Consider the following 18,151-nt stretch of genomic DNA (forward strand, 5'->3'; position numbering starts at 1 on the left):
TTATTACTTCATCCCGCTCATGGTGATCCCCTTGATGAGGTATTTCTGGAAGATGAGCAGGATCACGATCATGGGGACGATGATGATAGCCGCCACCGCCATGGTGGCCGACAGGTCCTGCTGCCGCCCGGTGTCAAAGATCACAAGGCCCAGGGGCAGCGTCATCCACTCCTTACTGTTGAGCATGATGAGGGGGTTGAGGTAGTCGTTCCAGGTGCCCATGGCGCTGAAAATGCCCATGGCGCCGATGGCCGGGCGGATGTTGGGCAGCACCACATGCCAGTATACGCCTAAAGGACCACTGCCGTCGATACGGGCGGCGTCAAAAAGATCGGTGGGGATCTCGCTGATGAACTGGCGGCTCAGGAACACCGAGAAGGGGCCCACCAGATGGGGGATGATGAGGGCGCCCAGGGTGTCGAAGAGGTGGAGCTTCTGCACCATCAGGTAGCGGGGGATCATAGTGACCTGCCCCGGGATCATCATGGTGGCCAGCAGCAGGAGGAAGAGGAGCTTCTTCCCCCTGAACTCATACCGGGCAAAGACGTACCCGATGAGGGTGCCGGTGAGAATGACGATCAGGGTGAGCACCACTGTGACGAACACGCTGTTGAGGAACCAGCGCCCGATGGGGGCGTACTCAAAGGCGCTGCGGTAGCCCTCCAGAGTCCACACCTCGGGCCAGAAGCCGGTGCGGTTGACGCGGATCTCCGCATTGGATTTAAAGGAGGTGAGGATCATCCACACCACCGGATAGAGCATCACCGCGCTGAACACCGTGAGGAAAATACTGATGAGGGCGTGGATGGGTCGGACACGTTTCATAGCTGCACCTCCCTAATAGTCCCAGTTGGCCCGCAGCATCCGGTTTTGGAACAGCGAGACCGCCAGGATCATCAGGAACAGCACCGTGGACATGGCCGAGGCATAGCCCATGTCGTAGTCCCGGAAGCTGGTCTGATAGATGTAGTTGGTCAGCACCATGGCGCTGTCGTTCATGCCGCCGTTGGGGGCCAGGACCCGGAACTGGGCGAAGTGCTGGAAATAGTCCACCACCGTCATGATGGTCACAAAGGCGAAGGTGCGGCGCATGAGGGGGAGCGTGATCTTGATGAACTTGCGGAAGGGACCGGCCCCGTCCAGGTCGGCGGCCTCCTCCAGCTCCTCGGGTACACCCTCCAGTCCGGCGGTGAAGAGGATGGTGTTGTAGCCGATGTCGGACCACAGGGTAAAGACGATGATGATGGCGAACAGGGGCCAGGTGGTGGTGTACCAGTTCACCGACGAGCCGCCCAGGAGCTTCACCAGCTGATTGAGCAGTCCCGCCTTGGTGTCCAGGATGCCGTGCTTCCAGATGAGGGCGGTGCCCACCTTGGGGGCCACACAGGGGATGAAGATGGCCACCCGCAGCGCCACCCGCAGCCACCGCCAGGGCACCGCGAAGATCATGCGGGCCAGGAACATGGACAGTACCATATTGAGGGCCACCGCCACCACGCAGAAGACCAGCGTATTCACCAGCGCATGGCGGAAGGTGCTGTCCTCCAGCAGCTTGAGGTAATTGTCCAGCCAGACAAAGGGTTGAACGCTGTTGACCGGGTTGTAGTCGAAGAAGGAGATCCCGATCCCGTAGAGCACCGGGAAGAGGGAGAAGAGCCCGATAAACAGATAGGCCGGAATGAGGACGGCGGCCACGAAACGGTTATTTTTCACAACAAACCTCCCTTGCAGAAGAAAAACAGGGGGCGGATGCCCCCTGTTTTACCGTGATCTGCGGGCGAAACGGACGGCGATCAGTTGTAGCTGAGCATGCACTGCGCGCTGATCTCTGCCGAGCACTGCTCCAGCTGCTCCCGAACGTCCAGCGACTCGTCCTGGCACAGGTTGATAAAGGTCTGGTTGAAGATCTTCCGCATGGCGGAGGTGTTGTAGGGACCCATCCACTGGCCGTAGGGCATGATGTCCAGGATGAAGGCGATGTCGGGCATGGCCTCCAGGTAGGTCTCATTGGTCAGCAGGGACTTGCGGGGAGGCAGCTGGTTGCAGGCGATGTTGTGCTCCACCAGGTTCTCAGGCTGGCTGAAGAACTTGACGAACTCCCAGGCCGCGTCCACATTGCCGCCGTTCTTGGGGACGATGATGCCCCAACCGGTCTCGGAGGCGAAGGCCATGGTCTCGCCGTACTGGGGCACGGGGACGTACTCAAAGTCCACGCCCTGGGTGAGGCCGTAGCCGTCGGTGCCCTCACCGATGGCCCAGGTGCCCACCGAGCTCATGTAGCCGTTGCCGGAGTACACGTCGTTGAAGCAGTACTCACCGGCGGTCAGGTTGTCCAGGTCGCACTCGCCGTCCCGCACCATGCTGAGGATCTCCTCCATGGCGGTGACGCCCTCGTCGGTGGCGAAGTTGACGCTGTTGTCCTCCATGATGTACTGGCCGCCCTGCTGGAGGATCATAGCCAGATAGTTGCAGATCAGAGCGTCGCTGTCGATCATCTCAAAGCCCTTGGTGGTGACGATGTCGCCGTCCTGCACGGCCACCTGCTTGGAAATGGTGCGCAGCTCCTCCCAGGTGGTGGGATAGCTCAGACCGGCCTCGTCAAAGAGCTTCTTGTTGACCACCATGCCGCCGTACTCCAGATTGTACTCCATGGGCACGCCGTAGAAGGTGCCCTCCTTGGTGTAGATACCCAGAGTGGGCTCCAGATAGTCCTCCTTCATCTCGGCAGCCAGATCATCGGGCACCGGGCTCAGGCCGTCGGTCTCCACAAAGGCGGGGGCCATGCCGCCCCACACCGCCACGATGTCGGGGCAGTCCTCGGTGGCGGAGGTCAGCGCGGTCTGGATCTTGTCGCTGTACACCGACATGGGGTAGGAGACCACCTCCACCTCGTACTCGGGGTGCTCGGCCTCGAACTTGTCCGCCATGTTGTTATAGGCTTTGATCCAGGGCTCATTCTCGTGGCACCAGAAGGTGAGCTTGGTCTTTTCCGTGGAACCGGAGGGGGCCGAGCTGTCCTGGGGCGCCGTAGAGCCGGTGGTGCTGCCGCCGCCGCAGGCGGCCAGGGCCGCGGTCATGCTGATCGCCAGGGCTGCCGCCCCGATGCGTTTGAGTACCGTTGTCTTGCTGTTCATTCCAAATTCCTCCTCATTGTTCCGGCCCGGTACGACCCGACCGGACCTAAGAGTCCCGAAACTCTTAAGAATTATTTTAATGGGAGGAGTCTGGTTTCGTCAAATTGGATTCCTCAATAGAACGAGCCCGCACTATTCGTATCTTGAATATTTGTCAGCTCGTCCACCGGCAGGATGCCCTTGCCCATGCCAAAGTTCATGCCCTGCATGATGTAGGGCTTGGCGCGGCGCTGGAGAGAGGTGTCCTCGGGATAGACCTCTTTGTCGGGGCGGATCTTCCCGTAAAGCCGCCGCTCCATGTCCGGGAAATGATAGTCCACCCCATAGACGTGGAACAGACTGCGGAACCACAGAATGGAACTCTGGCCCGGGTCCAGCACCAGATCCAGCGCCGGGGAGAGCATCCAGGAGAAACAGGCGAAATACCGCAGTTCCGGGCCAAAAAAGTCCTTTGCACGGCGGAAAGAGTTCAGAACATCCCTGCGGGTCAGCCCGGGCCCCTCGGGGATGTGGACATCCACCACCGGGGTCCCCGCCGGCAGGACCGCCCCGTTCAGGCGGATGTCCTCCAAAGTCCGGGAGGCCTCAAATTCCAGACGCCCCAGGCGGAAGAGGGTGGCGTCCACCGCGTGGGAGAGCCAGCGGTACTCCCGCAATCCACAGCGCCCCTCCGTGCGGTGGAAAAACCCGCACCACAGCGTCAGGTCCCGGAAGGTGTCCAGGTAAATGGCCTCATCTGCGCCACGGTCCAGAAAGCGGGGGAGGGCTTCCGCAGCCAGGCGCACATACAGGGCCATGGCCCGCATCTCCGTGTCCGGAGCCGCCTCCAGGGCTTCATAAAATCCGGCGCGGTCCTGTTCGTAGCGTTCCTTCCAGGTCTGCCACTCCGCCTGACTCAGGGGAAATTCCCGCACCAGACCGGCTTCTTCCGGGGGGAAACCGATCCCCGCCATCAGGGTATCCATATCCATAGCGCTCTCTCCTCGTGGATGTTCTCGTTTGTTTTCTGCCATAGCGGAGGACCCGTTGGCCTTCCGCAGTCCCTCTGCAAGCGTCTAAGGACAATATAGCGCACGGCGGTGGGGAAAAACAAATCGAAAATCACAGGGCTTGCGGAGAGCAAGTATAGATGATCTCGATGTGCCCGGCTTCAAAGATCCGGATCTGCTGGATGGTCTCCGCCACGGTCAGGCGGTCCAGAGTGGTCAGCTTTCCATGCTGGAGCAGGGACTGGACCCAGGGAGAGAGAACCGATTCTGCCGTTTCCTCAAACTGCCGGAACTGGGCGGTCAGCTCCTTCTCCTGCCGCTCGTAGTCCGCCTGATAGCGCTGAAAATCCTCCCGGCGGAGCAGGCCCTCCCGGTAGTCCTCATAGGCCGCCTTTTTCAGCCGGTAGAGCCGCGCCCGCCCCAGCTCCAGCCGCTGGCGCGCTTCGGCGTCCTCTCTGGGGACCTCGTTTCCCTCCTCCTCGGCCAGCGCCCGGAGGTCCTGCACCGACGCGAAGATCTGGTTCAGGTCATCCAGCACGATTTGCTCCAAAATGGCGTGGGAGATGCGGTGACGGGTGCAGACTGTGGACCCATACCGCTGATAGGAGCCGCAGGTGTAATCGATCCCGCCCCCGCGCCGGGTCTTGACCATGGCCCGCCCACAGTCCCCACAGCGGAGAAACCCGGCAAAGGGGCTCTGTTCCTGGGCAAAGCCGGGCTGCCGGGTCCGTCTGCCCAGCAGCGCTTGGACCCGCTCCCACTGTTCCGGCCCAATGATGGCCTCGTGGGTGTCCGAAACCACGGTCCACTCCGAGCGGTCCCGCTGGACGGCCTTGCCGTGCAGAGTGGGGCGGGTATTCCGCCCCTGCTCCATGCACCCGGCATACATCCGGTTTTGCAAAATGCGGTGGATGGTGGCGTAGGTCCAGTAGGTGGTCTGCTCCAGCTTCCGCCCGTTGTGGTAGCGCTCCCCCAGCAGGCGCTTGTACTCGCTGGGGCTGGGGACCCCCTCGGCGTTGAGGAGCTTGGCGATTTTCACCTTTCCGTACCCCTGCTCAAAGAGGTCGAAGATCCGCCGCACCACCTGGGCTGCGGCGGGATCGATGAGCAGATGGTTGTGGTCGACCGGGTCCTTGCGGTAGCCGTAGCTGGGAAAGGCCCCCACGAATTCCCCCCGCTGCTGCTTGGCGCGGATGGCGGAGCGGACCTTGTCCGAGATGTCCCGGGCGTATTGGGTATTAAAGAGGTTTTTCATGGGCAGGAGCAGGTCGTAACGCCCTTGGGCGCTGTCCACATGGTCGTTGACGGCGATGAAGCGCACTCCCTGGGCGGGAAAAACCCGCTCCAGGTAGCGCCCCATCTCGATGTAATCCCGCCCGAAGCGGGACAGGTCCTTGACCAGGACGCAGTTGACTTTCCCGGCCCGGATGTCTGCCTCCATGCTGCGGAAGGCGGGGCGATCAAAGTTGGTGCCGGTGTAGCCGTCGTCCTGGTAAAAGTCCACCAGATGCAATTCCGGGTGATTCTTGATGTACTGCTCCAGCAGCTTGCGCTGGTTGGCGATGCTGTCGCTCTCCGCCTTGTCGCCGTCCTCCCGGGACAGGCGCAGATAGCCCGCCGTGTTCCAGACCTCCATGGCTGCGCCTCCTTTTTCGGAACGTTCAGACACGGTGGGCCCGGATCAGGGCGCGGAGCAGGGCCTCCGGGGTCCGGCTGCCCGTAAAACGGCGGATGATCCGCCACTTTTTCTGCGTCACTGCTGTGTTCTGTACCGGCATACAACTCCCTCCTTGTCTTGATGGAGTGTATGTGCGTCCCCCTGCCAATCATACTTTAAACGGGATTGTATATCTGGAGAGTTTCATTACAATCAATATGGAAAATAGCATGAAAACGACGCCCCCAGCGCAGATTTGCGCTGGAGGCGTCGTTTGTTTCAGCAGATCAGCTGTTCTGAGCCTCAGCCATGGCCTTTTCACCGTTGATCTGGGCGTCCTTCAGTGCGGTATCCACATCCTTCTGGCCGCTGAATACCAGGTCCAGCTGGTCGCCCAGGGCGTCCAGAGCGTTGATGCCGCCGATGTTGCGGGTACCCTGGAAGCCGCGCTCCATGTTGTCAAAGCACATCTGCTTGATGGGCTTCTCCTCCAGGACAGCGGCAAACACCGGGTCATCCTGAGCGGACATGCGCACGGGGATGTAGCCGGTCTGGGCGGCAAAGTAGGCGGTGTTCTCGGTGGAGGTGAGGAAGCGCAGGTACTCCCAGGAGGCCTGCTTCTGAGCGTCGGAGCCGGTGTCGAAGATGGTCACATTGGTGCCGTAATAGAGCTGGTCGTCAGTCTTGTAGCCGGGCAGGGCGGCGGCGTCAATGGTGATGCCCTCCAGGGTGTCGGCCTCGATGTAGGGCAGGGCGGAGGTAGAGGCCACACACATGGCGGCCCGGCCCTGCTGCAGGGGCACGTTGGAGTTCTGGTCCTCGCCAGCCAGACGGGCCACCTTCTTCTGGAACATGCCGTTGAGGAACTCAATGGCCTCCTTGGTCTCGGGGGTGTCGAAGTAGAGCTCGTTGGTCTCCTCGTTCATGGTGGCGCCGCCCGCCTGCTTGAGCCAGGGGGCGATGTCGGTGGACAGGTCGTTGGCAAAGACAATGCCGTAGACGTCGGGCTCGCCGTCACCGTCGGTGTCCTTGGTCAGCTTCTCCGCTGCGGCGGCCCACTCGTCCCAGGTGGTGGGGACCTCAAGGCCGGCCTCCTCAAACATGCCCACGTTGTAGTAGAGCACCATCATGCTTTTGTTGAAGGGCATGGCGTACTGGCCGTCGCCCCAGATGCAGTCGTCCATGAACATGGCGGGGATGTCGGCGTAGTCTTCCTCGGTCAGGCCGGTCTCCGGATCATCCATGTAGGAGGTGAGATCCAGGACCAGATCCTTGTCCACATACCAGGACAGGCGGTTGGAGTAGATCTGGGACAGGTTGGGCAGCTGGTCGGCCTTGGCGGAGGCCATCAGCTTATCAAACAGGTCCCGGTAGCCGCCCTGATTCATCAGGGTGACCTTGATGTTGGGATGCTGGGCCATGAAGTCGTCGGTGATTTTCTGGATGGCCTCCTCGTTGACGCCGCTCATGGCGTGCCAGAAGGTGATCTCCACATCCTCGGTCACCTTGGTCGGGACGGTCGAGGTGGCGGGAGCGCTGGACTGAGGCTCAGCGGACGGAGCCGGAGACTCACCGGCGGAGCCGGTACCGCAGGCCGCCAGAGAGAGCGTCATCAGACCTGCCAGCAAGAGAGACATCATTTTCTTCACGATTGGGTCCTCCTCAAAATAGATGATATTCCAAAAGGGGCGTGCCCCCTCTCAGACAGTGTTCAGCCCTTCAGGCCGGTGTTGCTCACCCCGCGGATGATGTACTTCTGGGTGAAGAGGTACACCACCAGGGTGGGCAGAATGATCATCAGGGAAAAGGCCATGAGGGTGTTGTATTTCACGCCGGCCTCGGTGGAGAAGAAAGCCAACCCCACCGGCAGGGTGCGCATATCGTTGGTGTTGGTGGCGATGAGGGGCCACAGGTAGGAATTCCAGCTGTTGATGATCTTCAGCAGGGCGATGGACACCACCGTGGGCCGGGACATGGGCACCAGCACGGTGAAGAGATAGCGCAGATCCTTGCACCCGTCCACCCGGGCGGCCTTGTGGAAATCCTCGGGGATGCTGGAGAACTGCTGCCGCAGCAGGAAGATGGAGAACACGCTGGCACACCAGGGCAGGGCCAGGGCTTTGTAGGTGTCCACCCAGCCCAGCTTGGCCAGGGTGACGAAGTTGGGGATGACCAGGATCTCCCCTGGCACCATCATGGTGGCTACCAGGAGGAGAAAGAGGACCTCCCGCCCCCGGAACCGGAGCTGGGAAAAGGCGAAGGCAGCCAGAATGGTGGTAATGAGCTCACCGGTGGTGATGAGCACGGTGACGATGACGCTGTTGCAGAAGTAGCGCAGGAAGGGGGCGGATTCAAAGGCCTCCACATAGTTCTCCCACTGGATGCGGGAGGGCAGCCACTTGGGCGGCATGAGCAGCACCTCGGCCGAGGGCTTGAGGGAGGTGAGGATCATCCATACAAAGGGCAGGAGGATAAAGGCCGCGCCGGCCACCAGGATCAGATAGGTGGCCGCCCGGACTAAGCACCGGCGGAGCTTGGTACTCATCGGCGTCCCTCCCTTCGGCTCCGGCTGGTGAAGAGGAACTGGAGCAGGGTGATGGCAAAGATCATTAAAAACAGGACAAAGGATGCCGCCGCTGCCGAGGCAAACTCCCAGTGGCGGTAGAATTTTGTGAAAATATAGTAGACGATGGTCAGCCCGCTCTTCAGGGGGCCCGGGTCGTTGGAGTACATCACATAGACCTCGTCAAAGGTCTTGAACACGTCGATGACGGTGGTGATGGACAGAAAGACCAGGGTGGGCTTGAGCATGGGGATGGTGATGTGGAAAAAGCGGCTCAGTCCCCGGGCACCATCCACCCGGGCGGCGGCGTAGTAGCGCCGGTCGATGCCCTGGAGCCCGGCCAGCAGGATGATGACCCGGTAGCCCAGGCCCTTCCACACGGCCAGCACCACCAGGATGGGGATGGTCATATCCGGGGTGGTGAGCCAGGCCACCTTGGAGATGCCGAAGAGCTTCAGCACGCTGTTGACCAGGCCGAAATCCTTGTTGAGCATCCAGGACCAGGCGATGGACACCGCCACCATGGAGGTGACGAATGGGAGAAAGTAGATGCTCTGAAATACCCGGCGCAGGCGGATGTTGGAGTTGAGGAGCACCGCAAAGACCAGGGACACCGCGATGGACAGCGGGGCGGCCAGGACCACCAGAATACAGGTGTTTTGGATGGCCAGGGCAAAGTCTGCGTCGTGGAGCAGGTTGACAAAGTTATCCAGCCCCCACTCGTACACCGTGTCGGTCAGATAGTCGAATTTCGTGTAAAAACCCATCAGAAAGGATTTGAACACCGGATAGATCTGAAAGACCCCCAGGATGAGCAGCGCAGGCAGGAGATAGAGCCATGCTTTCAGCCCGCTGCGCCGCGCCCACACCCGGAGGGGAAGACGCTCAGAGCCCATGGGCGCCGCCCCCTTCCTCCGGCCTGGCAGGGAACAGGTGCAGCTGCTTCACCGCCAGGGGGAGTTCCTCCCCCACCCGGTAGTCGTGGTCCCAACTCAGGCAGGCGGTGAGCTGGTGTGGACCGGCCGCCAGCTTCAGGTAGACCTCCTTGCCCAGGGGCTGGATGGCGGTGATGGCGGCGGTACAGAAGCCCCTCTCCGCCACATAGAGGTCCTCGGGCCGGATGCCCAGCACCGCCTTGCCCGCGATGCCCTCCCGGCAGGGGCGCAGCCGGTCCAGCGGCAGGCGCCAGTCCGGCGCGCCCTCCACAGTGACGATTTCTCCGTCATAGGTGCAGGGGACGAAATTGATGGGGGGATTGCCCAGAAAACCGGCGGTGAACTGATTGGTCGGCCGGCGGTACATCTCCTCCGGGGTGGCGTACTGCTGTACCCGGCCGTCCCGCATCAGGAGGATGCGGTCGGAGATGCTCATGGCCTCCTCCTGGTCGTGGGTGACAAATACAGTGGTGATGCCCAGCTTTTTCTGCAAGGCTCGGATGTCCTCCCGCAGCTCGATGCGCAGCCGGGCGTCCAGGTTGGAAAATGGCTCGTCCAGCAGCAGGATCTGGGGTTCCTTTACCAGAGCCCGGGCGATGGCCACCCGCTGCTGCTGTCCGCCGGAGAGCTGGCCTGGCTTGCGGCGGAGCAGCTCCGTGAGCTGGAGCATTTCGCCCATTTCCTCGGCACGCTGGCGGCGCTGAGCCCGGGGGACCCGGCGCATTTTCAGGGGAAACATGATGTTTTCCAGCACCGTCATGTGGGGGTAGAGGGCGTAATTCTGAAAGACCATGCCGATGTCCCGGTCCTCCACGGGGATGTGGGCCATGGGGCGGTCGCCGAAGTAGATCTCGCCCTGGGTGGGCGGCTCCAGCCCGGCCACCATGGACAGCGTGGTGCTCTTGCCGCACCCTGAGGGGCCCAGCAGGCAGATGAGCATGCCCTCCTCAATGACCACCGACAGATCGTCCACGGCCACGGTATTCTTAAAATGCTTGCTCACATGTTCCAGACGGATGTTCAAGACTGTCGTCCCTCCTGTGTTCCGTTGAGCAGGTCGTAAAGCGGCTGGATGTCCCGGCTGTCCAGTCCCACCATGGGCAGGTCAATGCCCGCCTGAGCCAGGAGCTCCGACAGCTCCTCCATCAGCACCCCCATGCCGGGCGTGCTGTGGACCTGCCCCACCGCCTCAAAAAGGTCTCCACGGCCGGACAGCTCGCCCCCCCAGGGACCGGAGCAGGTGCGGGACACCCCGCAGCTGGGGCTGCCCTCGATGCCCACCACGCCGAGCACCCGGTAGTACATCCCTTCCCGGGGATCAAGATAGGCCTGGAGCTGCCGGACTACCGGCTCCAGGAGCCGGCGGCAGTGGGCCCGGAAAAAGGGGTTGTCGAACTGCTCCCGGGTGTGGCCCCAGCGGCTGGGGCCGTACAGGGTGAACTCCGGGCAGGGCAGCTGGATCAGCTGTATCCCCTGCTCCAGAGCGTATTGCAAAAAGGTCAGCCGGGGCGCCTCGTCCGGCGGGCGGCGGGTGCTGCCCGGGTAGCGGACCTTGGCGGCGGTGTTGAGCATACAGTGACTGACCAGTAAAATCGGCTTGGGTTTCATGGTTCCTCCTGCCGCATCGGCAACGGAATAGGGAGCGAGCGGGGGGCGATCACCGGGCCCTCCCGATCCCGGTTTTCATTATAACGAGGGTGTCGGAAAATGTACAATTCGTCTATTCGATAATTTCTTGGGCGGATTATAGAAAATTTACATATTATCTCTTGCATTTGACAGAAAAATGAGGTATAATTTAATCTTAAAAATATTTCCTCTTGCGGGTTGCGCCCAGAATGGGGGTTTTATGAACACCATATTTCTCTCCGATCTGGACGGCACGCTGTTGGATGATGGGGCCTGCCTCCCGGTATCCGTGCGCCAGGAACTGGCCGGACTGCTGGAGCGCGGGCTCCCTTTCACAGTGGCCACCGGGCGCACCCACCTGTCGGTGGGACCTATCTTCCAGGGGCTGCCCATGGCGGTGCCCTGGGTGCTGATGAACGGCGCTCTGATCCTCGCGCCCGGCGACGGAGCAGTGCTGGACCGGGTCCCCCTGGGCAAGGCCGCCTGGAGCGAGCTGGTCCGGGCGGAGGAGGAGCTGGGCCTGTCCGGGCTGCTGCTGGGAACGGCGGGAGACCGGCTGTATGCCACCCTGGGCGGGACATGTACCCCCATCTGGGAGGCATTCTTCCGCCGCAACCATGTGACCGGCCCCCCGCCGGTGTCCGCCGGACGGGCGGAGGACTGGGATGGGGAGGACCTGCTCTACGGCATTTACATCCACCCCCAAATGGGGCTTCTGACGGAGCTGGCCCGACGACTGACCGCACAGGGCGGGTTTCAGGTGGACCTCTATCGGGACCGGTATGACCGGGACACCTGCTGTCTGGAGCTTTACAGCGCCGCGGCCTCCAAGGGCCGAGCGGCCGAGACCCTGCGGCGGCTCACCGGAGCCCGGCGGCTGGTGGCCTTCGGAGACGGCGAGAACGATCTGCCGCTCTTTCAGGTCTGTGACGAGTGCTATGCGGTAAAAAACGCCGCCCCTGAGGTGAAAGCGGCGGCCCACGGCGTGATCGGAAGCTGTGAGGAAGGCGGCGTGGTCCGCTACTTGGAGAGGAGATGGCGGAATGAAGGAATGGTTTGAGGTGCCCTGTCCGGAGCAGTCGATCGCCGCGCTGGCCTGCTCCCTGCTGGCGGTCTATGGTTGTTCCGCGCCTAATCCCACCCTCCCACAGGTGGACCGGTGGCTGCAGGGCGGAAAACGGAATCGGGTGCTGCTGCTGGCCGACGGGCTGGGCTATGGGCTGCTCCAGACCCACCTGCCGCCGGAGTCCTTCCTCCGCCGCCACTGTGCGGGCACCCTCTCGTCGGTGTTCCCCCCAACCACGACAGCGGCTGCCACCGCGCTGGAGTCCGGCTTGTTTCCTGCCCAGAGCGGCTGGCTGGGCTGGAGCGTCTACTGGCCGGAGCTGGGAGACAATGTCAACCTCTACCCCAACACCACCTCACAGGGGGAACCCGCCGCACCCATCCACCTGGGGCGGACATTTCTGCCCTTCCAGACCCTGACGGCTCAGATCGGAGCCACTGGTGTGGAGGCGACTGGGCTGGAGGCGAACGACCCGGAGGAGGTCTTTCCGCAAATCGAGGATCTGTGCCGACAGCCGGGGAATCATTTCATCTATGCCTATCTGAGCCGACCCGACGGGCTGCTCCACCGCCACGGCTGTTCCGCGCCGGAGGTGACGGAGTGGCTGCGCCGCCTGGATGGGGCGCTGGCGGAGGCCATGGAGAAGTGGCCGGATACCCAGCTGATCCTCACGGCTGACCACGGTTTTCTGGACCTGGAGGGCCGCTGCCTGGAGGACGAGCCCGAGCTGATGGACACCCTGGAGGGGCTTCCGTCGGTGGAACCACGGGCGCTGTGCTTCCGGGTGCGCCCGGGGAAGGAAGAGGCATTTCGGGCCGCCCTGAAGCGGGCTGTGGGGGAGAGCTACGACCTCTACACTCGGCAGGAGGTGCTGGAGCAGGAGCTCTTCGGCCCAGGGCCCTGCCACCCCCGCTTTTCGGGGATGCTGGGGACCCACCTGGCGGTGGCCCGGACCGCGCTGACCTTGTTCCCCACCCGTTCCTACCTCCAATCCATGGTGGCCGGACACGGCGGCATGACCCCGCAGGAACTCACGGTTCCTCTCATTTTGGCCGAGTGTTAAATACAAAGAGATCGCCGCAGATTCAAAATCTGCGGCGATCTCTTTTCGCTTGTTCCGATAGGCTCAGACCAGCCGGAGGAGCTGTCCCATGCCACGGGCCAGGGCACGGCGGTACACCGTGGCGGCGCAGCGCACGTCGTGGGCCCCCAGGCCCATGTGGGTGGAGACAATCACTTCATCCTCCCGCTCCCGCCCGGCCACCCGGCCGGTGAGCAGCTCCGTCATGTCGCCGTATACGTCCGCCATGGACAGCGTGCCGCCGGGGTTGAGGCGGGGGCTCTCCAGAATGTCGTGCTGGTCGGTGACGCAGTAGCCCAGATACCACTTGTCGGCGGCCCTGGCAATGGCGGGCTCCAGGTCCCGGAAGCCCTCGATGCCGATGACCGTCATGCCGGGGCGGAGCTGGGCGGCGGTGACCAGAGGCTCCCGGGCGCCGGAGGCCATCAGCACCAGATTGCTGCCGTAGAGGGTCTCCTCCGGGGTGGCGCACAGAACCACTTCCACCCGACCGGCGTACTGGTCCCGCACCGCCTCCATGGGGCCCCGGCTGCGGCTGAAGAGCCGCACCTGCTTCAGGGAGGGGAAGCCCTCCAGAAAGCCCGCGATCCCCGCGCAGGCCTGGGCCCCGCAGCCAAAGACCGAGAGAATTTCCGGGTCGGGGTTGGCCAGGTGTTTGGCCTGCACCACGCCGTGGCCCCCGGCAGTGCGCATGGTGGTGATGTTGGTGGCTCCCACCAGGGCGATGGGCGAGCCGGTGGCCAGGTCGCTGAGGATGACCAGGTTGCCGTGGCTGAAGGGATAGCCCGGCAGGGGAGCGGAGTAGGTGTCGATCCACTTCACGCCGGACACGCCCTCGTGCCGGAGGACGGCGGGCATGGAGTGGAAGTTGTTTTTCTGGTCCTCGTCGGCGTAGAGCATGACCATTTTCCCCACCGTCACATCCCCCAGGCCGATATGGCGGAAGGTGTCCTCCGCCGCGGCGATGGCGTCGGCAGGGGTGAGGAGAGCGAGCACGTCGGCCTCGTTGAGAAAGAGCAGTTCTTCTTTGGGCATCATGGCGGTACCTCCTTAAAATGAAAATTCCGCGGCCCCGCCGCAGGGGGCGGAGCCGCGGAGCAGAACAGGACTTACTTTTTCCGCAGGTGGAGCTGATCGATGAGGGCGCTGCAGGCCTTGTTGCTGCCGCTGGCCTGATACTCCTCCTCGGTGACGCAGGTGAGGGCGCCAAAGGAACAGGCCCGGACGCAGGCGGGCTGGAGGCCGTTTTTCACCCGTTCGTTGCAGCCGTCGCACTTGACCATCTTGCCGTCGCTCTTGCGATAGCGGGGAGCCCCGAAGGGGCAGGCCATGGCGCAGCTCTTGCAGCCGATGCAGTTGGTGTTGTCGTAGACGGTGAAGCCGGTCTCCGGGTCCTTGCTCAGGCACCCCACCGGGCAGGCGTCGATGCAGGGCGCGTCGGTGCAGTGCATGCAGGCGGCGGAGAGGTAGGCGCAGTAGACGCCCCCGTCGGCCAGCTCGATCTCGTTGTCGAAGGTCTTGCGGTAGCAGGCCTCGCCGGCATCGACGTCGATGTCATTTTGATCCATGCAGCCGATCATGCAGGCCGAGCAGGCGCAGCAGCGGTCGGGATCAAATACAAATACGTGTTTCATCACTTGACCTCCTGACATTTGCGGATCTGGCAGCGCATCCCCTTGAAGCCGGGATAGCCCGAATAGGGGTCCAGATGGTTCCGGCCGATGAGCTCGTTGACGTTGGCCTCGGTGTAGCCGTGGAGCATCAGGATCACGCCGGGCTTGGTCTTATGGGTGGTCTTGACGGTGGCCTGGATGGCGCCGTAGGGGCTGGACAGCTCCACCACGTCTCCGGCGGACAGACCCAGGCGGCGGGCGTCGTCGGTGTTGACCTCACAGGTGGGCTTGGGGCACAGGCTGCGCAGCCACGGCGTCTCGTGGGTGCGGGAGTGGATAGCGTGGGGGAGCCGCGCGCCGGTGCAGAGGTAGAAGGGGTACTGCTCCGCCGTCTCCGGGTCGTTCTGGTCGGAGAGGGAGTCATAGTAGCTGGGCAGGGGGTCCAGGCCGTACATGGGGTCGATCTTGGCGATGGCGGTGGAGTAGAACTCGAACTTGCCCGTGGAGGTTTTGAAGCCATTTTTCAGGCAGTTGCCGGGCTGGGCGGGCCACTTGGCCACCGGCACCTTGACGGGCAGCTCGCTCTTCTTCAGCTCGTCCAGGGTGACGCCGCAGCCGTCGAAGATCCACTCCATGCAGGCGTCGTAGCCGCCCTTCAGGTACTCGTCGTCCAGGTCCATCACCCGGGCCAGCTCACAGAGGATGTCCACATCGGACTTGGACTGGTAGAGGGGCGGGATGACCGGCTGGGTGTAGGTGAGGTAGCCGCCCTGGTAGGCCTTCACCTCGCCGCGCTCCACGGAGGAGCAGGCGGGGAGCACGATGTCGGCGTACTTGGCGGTCATGGTCATGAAGAGGTCGGTGTCCACGAAGAAGTCCAGCTTCTCCTTCATCACGTCCAGCAGGCGCTGGGTCTGGGGGAACATCTTGGCGTTCATGCCCAGAGCAAAGATGGCCTTGATGGGGTAGGGGTCCTCCTCCTCCATCTGGCGCAGCAGGTCCATGGCCTGGAACTCGTCGAACTGCGCGTCCCACAGGGGGAAGCGGTCGGCGCCGATGCGCTTCTGGCCGCCGGGATAGCGGTCGGAGCGGAACTCGTTTTCCCGGGACTTGAAGCCGGCGGGTTTGTGGAGGTAGGTGGGGGGATTGGGGACGTTGCCGCCGGCCCGGTCAAAGTTGCCGGTAAGGGCGGACAGGCACACGATGGCCCGGTGGGCGTTGAAGCCGTTGATGTGGTGGACCAGGGCGGAGGCGGAGTAGTTGGTGCAGGCCGGGCCGTTGGTGGCGTAGAGCTTGGCGGCCTCGTAGATCTCCTCGGGAGTCAGGCCGGTGATGGCGCTGACCTTGTCCAGGGGATACTGGTCCACCAGGGCCTTGTATTCCTCGAAGCCGTAGGTGTACTGATTGACATAATCCATGTCGGCCCAGCCGTTGTCAATGATGACCTTGGCCATGCCCAGGGCCAGAGCGCCGTCGGTGCCGGGGTTGATCTGGAGGAAGAGGTCGGCCAGATTCTTGGCCGCGGGGGTCTGGCGGATGTCGATGATGATGACCTTGCCGCCACGCTCCTTCAGCTTGCGCACGCCCTCCACCGAGAGGTGGGCGGAGTAGTAGCCCTCGTAGTTCCAGCCCAGGAAGGTGTTGGCGTGGCCCATGTCGGGGCCCGCGCCGCAGCCGGCGGTGACCTTGTCGGCGATGACCTTGGAGGCGCTGCAGGTGCTGTCGTCGGTGCCAAAGTTCACGCTGCCGAACACATGGGCGAAGCGGTGGAACACCGGGCGGTACCACTTGCAGTAGCCGCTGAAGAAGGCCACCGAGTGGGGGGAGTACTGCTCCTTGACGGCGTTGAGCTTTTCCGCGATGATGGCATAGGCCTCGTCCCAGGTGATGGGCTCGAACTTGCCCTCGCCCCGCTCGCCCACCCGGCGCAGGGGGGTCTGGATGCGGTCCTTGCGGTAGACGTAGTTGCGCAGGCTGGAGCCCTTGGTGCAGAGCTTGCCGCGGTTATAGGGGTGCTCCCGGGTGCCCTCCACCCGGATGATCTCCCCGTCCTTCACATAGCAGTCCACGCCGCAGTGGTGGCCGGGGCTGCAGATGGCGCACAGAGACCGGCGCACCTCGATCCCGGTGTCCGGGCCGGGGATCTTGGCCTTGATTTTCTTTTCCAGTTCAGTCAATGGAAATCCCTCCCAAAAAGTGGATGAAGCTGTCGGGGAAGCCGTTCTTCTGCAGCTGGCAGACGGCGGACAGGTCCGGCTTGGCGTGCGGATTCTCGATGGACTTGATGAAGAGGTTGCGCACCAGGCCGTTGCTGCCGGCGGAGCCGATCATGTTGATGCACACGATGGCGTCTCCCCGCCGGACCGCCCGGATGTAGTAGCGTTCGTCCTCGTACTCGTAGACCTGGTCGCTGTCGGTGCAGGCCGACACATCGCCCAGGCAGATGAAGTCATAGTCCAGATAGTGGGCCAGGTTGCACAGGATGTTGGCGTCGAACTCCGCCGCGCCGCCGGCCATGTTGGTGCCGGCCACGGCGCCCTGCTTGCAGGCGTTGTACCAGATGCCGATGTTGCGGTGCTGGCCGCTCTGGATGTCCACCGCCTCGCAGCAGTCACCGGCGGCGTAGATGTGGGGGCAGTTGGTGGCCATGCGGCGGTCCACCGTGATCCCCCGGCCCTGGGCCAGGCCGCTGTCCTTCAAAAAGCCGGTGTTGGTGCGCACACCGATGCACACCGCCACCAGGTCAGCGGAGAAGCGGCTGCCGCTCTGCATGATGGCGGTGAGACGGCCGTTCTCGTCGGCCTCAATGTGGTCCAGCATCTGATTGCAGGACACCGTGACGCCCCGCGCCTCCAGATCCTTCTGGGCCCGCTGGGCGGTGGAGGGGAAGGCGGCCACATAGAATATCCAGGGTGCGCCGTCCACCAGGGTGCAGGGGATGTTCCGCTCCACCACGTCCTCCACCACCTTGATGCCCACCCAGGAGGCGCCGATGACCAGGGCGTCCTTCACCTTGCCGCTGTCCAGTAGGTTCTTGAGGCCCACGGCGTCGTCCACGGTGCGCATCTTGATGACCCCGGGCAGGTCCAGCCCGGGGATGGGGGGCATGACCGCCGAGGCGCCGGTGCTGATGAGGACTTCGTCAAACGGCACCTCGCTGCCGTCGGAGAGCCGCAGGGTGCGGGAGTCGCCTGCCAGACCGGTGACGGGGCAGTTGGGGTGGAGCTCCAGGCGCAGGTCGGCGGCGATGTGCTCCAGATCTCCGAAGGGGAAGAGGGCCTCGTAGGGCAGGGAGCCCTTGACGTAATAAGTAGTGAGCATGGGGTTGTAGGGGGCGAATCCGGTGTCGGAGTACACGTGGATCTCCCCCGCCGGGTCCCGCTCCCGGATGGCCTTGGCCGCGTGGTAGCCCGCGCCGCCGAAGCCCACGATGGCATATTTTTTCATAGGTTCCTCCCAGAAATACAGGTTTCCCCGTGCCGCA

Annotated in this window: 16 protein-coding genes; 2 read left to right on the plus strand and 14 right to left on the minus strand. The window is 63.1% G+C overall.

Translation table 11 applies throughout. The features are described 5' to 3' along the window. Positions 1-3 precede the first annotated feature (3 nt). From B5G43_RS01795 to B5G43_RS01840, 10 genes are all read right to left on the minus strand, one after another. On the minus strand, positions 4-825 hold the full coding sequence (locus B5G43_RS01795) for a carbohydrate ABC transporter permease (RefSeq protein ID WP_087258455.1): 822 nt from the start codon (positions 823-825) through the stop codon (positions 4-6). A 12-nt stretch (positions 826-837) separates the two neighbouring features. Next, the gene (locus B5G43_RS01800; protein WP_087258458.1) at positions 838-1,713 is read right to left on the minus strand and encodes a sugar ABC transporter permease; all 876 of its coding nucleotides are present in this window, start codon (positions 1,711-1,713) and stop codon (positions 838-840) included. Positions 1,714-1,793: 80 nt separating this feature from the next. Then, complete coding sequence (locus B5G43_RS01805; protein ID WP_087258461.1) at positions 1,794-3,134, minus strand: ABC transporter substrate-binding protein; 1,341 nt, start codon at positions 3,132-3,134, stop codon at positions 1,794-1,796. Between the two features lie 113 nt (positions 3,135-3,247). Next, the gene (locus B5G43_RS01810; RefSeq protein ID WP_087258464.1) at positions 3,248-4,105 is read right to left on the minus strand and encodes an acyltransferase domain-containing protein; all 858 of its coding nucleotides are present in this window, start codon (positions 4,103-4,105) and stop codon (positions 3,248-3,250) included. 130 nt (positions 4,106-4,235) lie between these two features. Then, positions 4,236-5,759 carry a recombinase family protein gene (locus B5G43_RS01815; protein WP_087258467.1) on the minus strand — a complete coding sequence of 508 codons (1,524 nt, stop codon included), beginning with the start codon at positions 5,757-5,759 and terminating at the stop codon, positions 4,236-4,238. A gap of 308 nt (positions 5,760-6,067) precedes the next feature. Continuing rightward, positions 6,068-7,420 (minus strand): ABC transporter substrate-binding protein, encoded by a 1,353-nt coding sequence (locus tag B5G43_RS01820; RefSeq protein WP_087259003.1) that lies wholly within the window; start codon positions 7,418-7,420, stop codon positions 6,068-6,070. Positions 7,421-7,491: 71 nt separating this feature from the next. Next, entirely contained in the window at positions 7,492-8,325 is an 834-nt protein-coding gene (locus B5G43_RS01825; RefSeq protein WP_087258469.1) for a carbohydrate ABC transporter permease, read from the minus strand. Continuing rightward, the gene (locus tag B5G43_RS01830; protein ID WP_087258472.1) at positions 8,322-9,239 is read right to left on the minus strand and encodes a sugar ABC transporter permease; all 918 of its coding nucleotides are present in this window, start codon (positions 9,237-9,239) and stop codon (positions 8,322-8,324) included. Before B5G43_RS01830 ends, B5G43_RS01825 begins: the two co-directional genes overlap by 4 nt. Further along, positions 9,229-10,302, minus strand: a complete 1,074-nt coding sequence (locus B5G43_RS01835) for an ABC transporter ATP-binding protein (protein WP_087258475.1) — start codon at positions 10,300-10,302, stop codon at positions 9,229-9,231. Before B5G43_RS01835 ends, B5G43_RS01830 begins: the two co-directional genes overlap by 11 nt. Beyond that, the gene (locus B5G43_RS01840) at positions 10,299-10,886 is read right to left on the minus strand and encodes a CD3072 family TudS-related putative desulfidase (protein ID WP_087258478.1); all 588 of its coding nucleotides are present in this window, start codon (positions 10,884-10,886) and stop codon (positions 10,299-10,301) included. The genes B5G43_RS01835 and B5G43_RS01840 overlap by 4 nt, the downstream gene beginning before the upstream one ends. 241 nt (positions 10,887-11,127) lie before the next feature. Here B5G43_RS01840 and B5G43_RS01845 point away from each other — a divergent pair, with 241 nt between their 5' ends. After that, on the plus strand, positions 11,128-11,967 hold the full coding sequence (locus tag B5G43_RS01845) for an HAD family hydrolase (RefSeq protein WP_158097329.1): 840 nt from the start codon (positions 11,128-11,130) through the stop codon (positions 11,965-11,967). Continuing rightward, complete coding sequence (locus B5G43_RS01850; RefSeq protein WP_087258484.1) at positions 11,951-13,036, plus strand: alkaline phosphatase family protein; 1,086 nt, start codon at positions 11,951-11,953, stop codon at positions 13,034-13,036. The genes B5G43_RS01845 and B5G43_RS01850 overlap by 17 nt, the downstream gene beginning before the upstream one ends. A 63-nt stretch (positions 13,037-13,099) precedes the next feature. Here the strand turns inward: B5G43_RS01850 and B5G43_RS01855 are convergent, their stop codons facing one another. The 4 genes from B5G43_RS01855 to B5G43_RS01870 all read right to left on the minus strand — a co-directional run bounded on the left by B5G43_RS01855 (position 13,100) and on the right by B5G43_RS01870 (position 18,114). Continuing rightward, the gene (locus B5G43_RS01855) at positions 13,100-14,092 is read right to left on the minus strand and encodes an ornithine cyclodeaminase family protein (protein WP_087258487.1); all 993 of its coding nucleotides are present in this window, start codon (positions 14,090-14,092) and stop codon (positions 13,100-13,102) included. A gap of 71 nt (positions 14,093-14,163) precedes the next feature. After that, complete coding sequence (locus tag B5G43_RS01860; RefSeq protein WP_087258489.1) at positions 14,164-14,688, minus strand: 4Fe-4S dicluster domain-containing protein; 525 nt, start codon at positions 14,686-14,688, stop codon at positions 14,164-14,166. Next, positions 14,688-16,844 (minus strand): molybdopterin-dependent oxidoreductase, encoded by a 2,157-nt coding sequence (locus tag B5G43_RS01865; RefSeq protein ID WP_087258492.1) that lies wholly within the window; start codon positions 16,842-16,844, stop codon positions 14,688-14,690. Before B5G43_RS01865 ends, B5G43_RS01860 begins: the two co-directional genes overlap by 1 nt. Beyond that, positions 16,837-18,114: an NAD(P)/FAD-dependent oxidoreductase gene (locus B5G43_RS01870; RefSeq protein ID WP_087258495.1), complete on the minus strand. Its 1,278-nt coding sequence runs from the start codon at positions 18,112-18,114 to the stop codon at positions 16,837-16,839. The genes B5G43_RS01865 and B5G43_RS01870 overlap by 8 nt, the downstream gene beginning before the upstream one ends. Between the last annotated feature and the right edge of the window lie 37 nt (positions 18,115-18,151).

This window comes from Flavonifractor sp. An92 (assembly GCF_002159175.1).
Classification (GTDB): Bacteria; Bacillota; Clostridia; order Oscillospirales; family Oscillospiraceae; genus Pseudoflavonifractor_A.

Excerpts from the sequence above, each read along its gene's own strand:
- B5G43_RS01795 (WP_087258455.1), bottom strand. The coding sequence starts at position 825 with ATGAAACGTGTCCGACCCATCCACGCCCTCATCAGTATTTTCCTCACG.
- B5G43_RS01805 (WP_087258461.1), bottom strand. The coding sequence starts at position 3,134 with ATGAACAGCAAGACAACGGTACTCAAACGCATCGGGGCGGCAGCCCTG.
- B5G43_RS01810 (WP_087258464.1), bottom strand. The coding sequence starts at position 4,105 with ATGGATATGGATACCCTGATGGCGGGGATCGGTTTCCCCCCGGAAGAA.
- B5G43_RS01815 (WP_087258467.1), bottom strand. The coding sequence starts at position 5,759 with ATGGAGGTCTGGAACACGGCGGGCTATCTGCGCCTGTCCCGGGAGGAC.
- B5G43_RS01820 (WP_087259003.1), bottom strand. The coding sequence starts at position 7,420 with ATGATGTCTCTCTTGCTGGCAGGTCTGATGACGCTCTCTCTGGCGGCC.
- B5G43_RS01825 (WP_087258469.1), bottom strand. The coding sequence starts at position 8,325 with ATGAGTACCAAGCTCCGCCGGTGCTTAGTCCGGGCGGCCACCTATCTG.
- B5G43_RS01830 (WP_087258472.1), bottom strand. The coding sequence starts at position 9,239 with ATGGGCTCTGAGCGTCTTCCCCTCCGGGTGTGGGCGCGGCGCAGCGGG.
- B5G43_RS01840 (WP_087258478.1), bottom strand. The coding sequence starts at position 10,886 with ATGAAACCCAAGCCGATTTTACTGGTCAGTCACTGTATGCTCAACACC.
- B5G43_RS01845 (WP_158097329.1), top strand. The coding sequence starts at position 11,128 with ATGAACACCATATTTCTCTCCGATCTGGACGGCACGCTGTTGGATGAT.
- B5G43_RS01850 (WP_087258484.1), top strand. The coding sequence starts at position 11,951 with ATGAAGGAATGGTTTGAGGTGCCCTGTCCGGAGCAGTCGATCGCCGCG.
- B5G43_RS01855 (WP_087258487.1), bottom strand. The coding sequence starts at position 14,092 with ATGATGCCCAAAGAAGAACTGCTCTTTCTCAACGAGGCCGACGTGCTC.
- B5G43_RS01860 (WP_087258489.1), bottom strand. The coding sequence starts at position 14,688 with ATGAAACACGTATTTGTATTTGATCCCGACCGCTGCTGCGCCTGCTCG.
- B5G43_RS01870 (WP_087258495.1), bottom strand. The coding sequence starts at position 18,114 with ATGAAAAAATATGCCATCGTGGGCTTCGGCGGCGCGGGCTACCACGCG.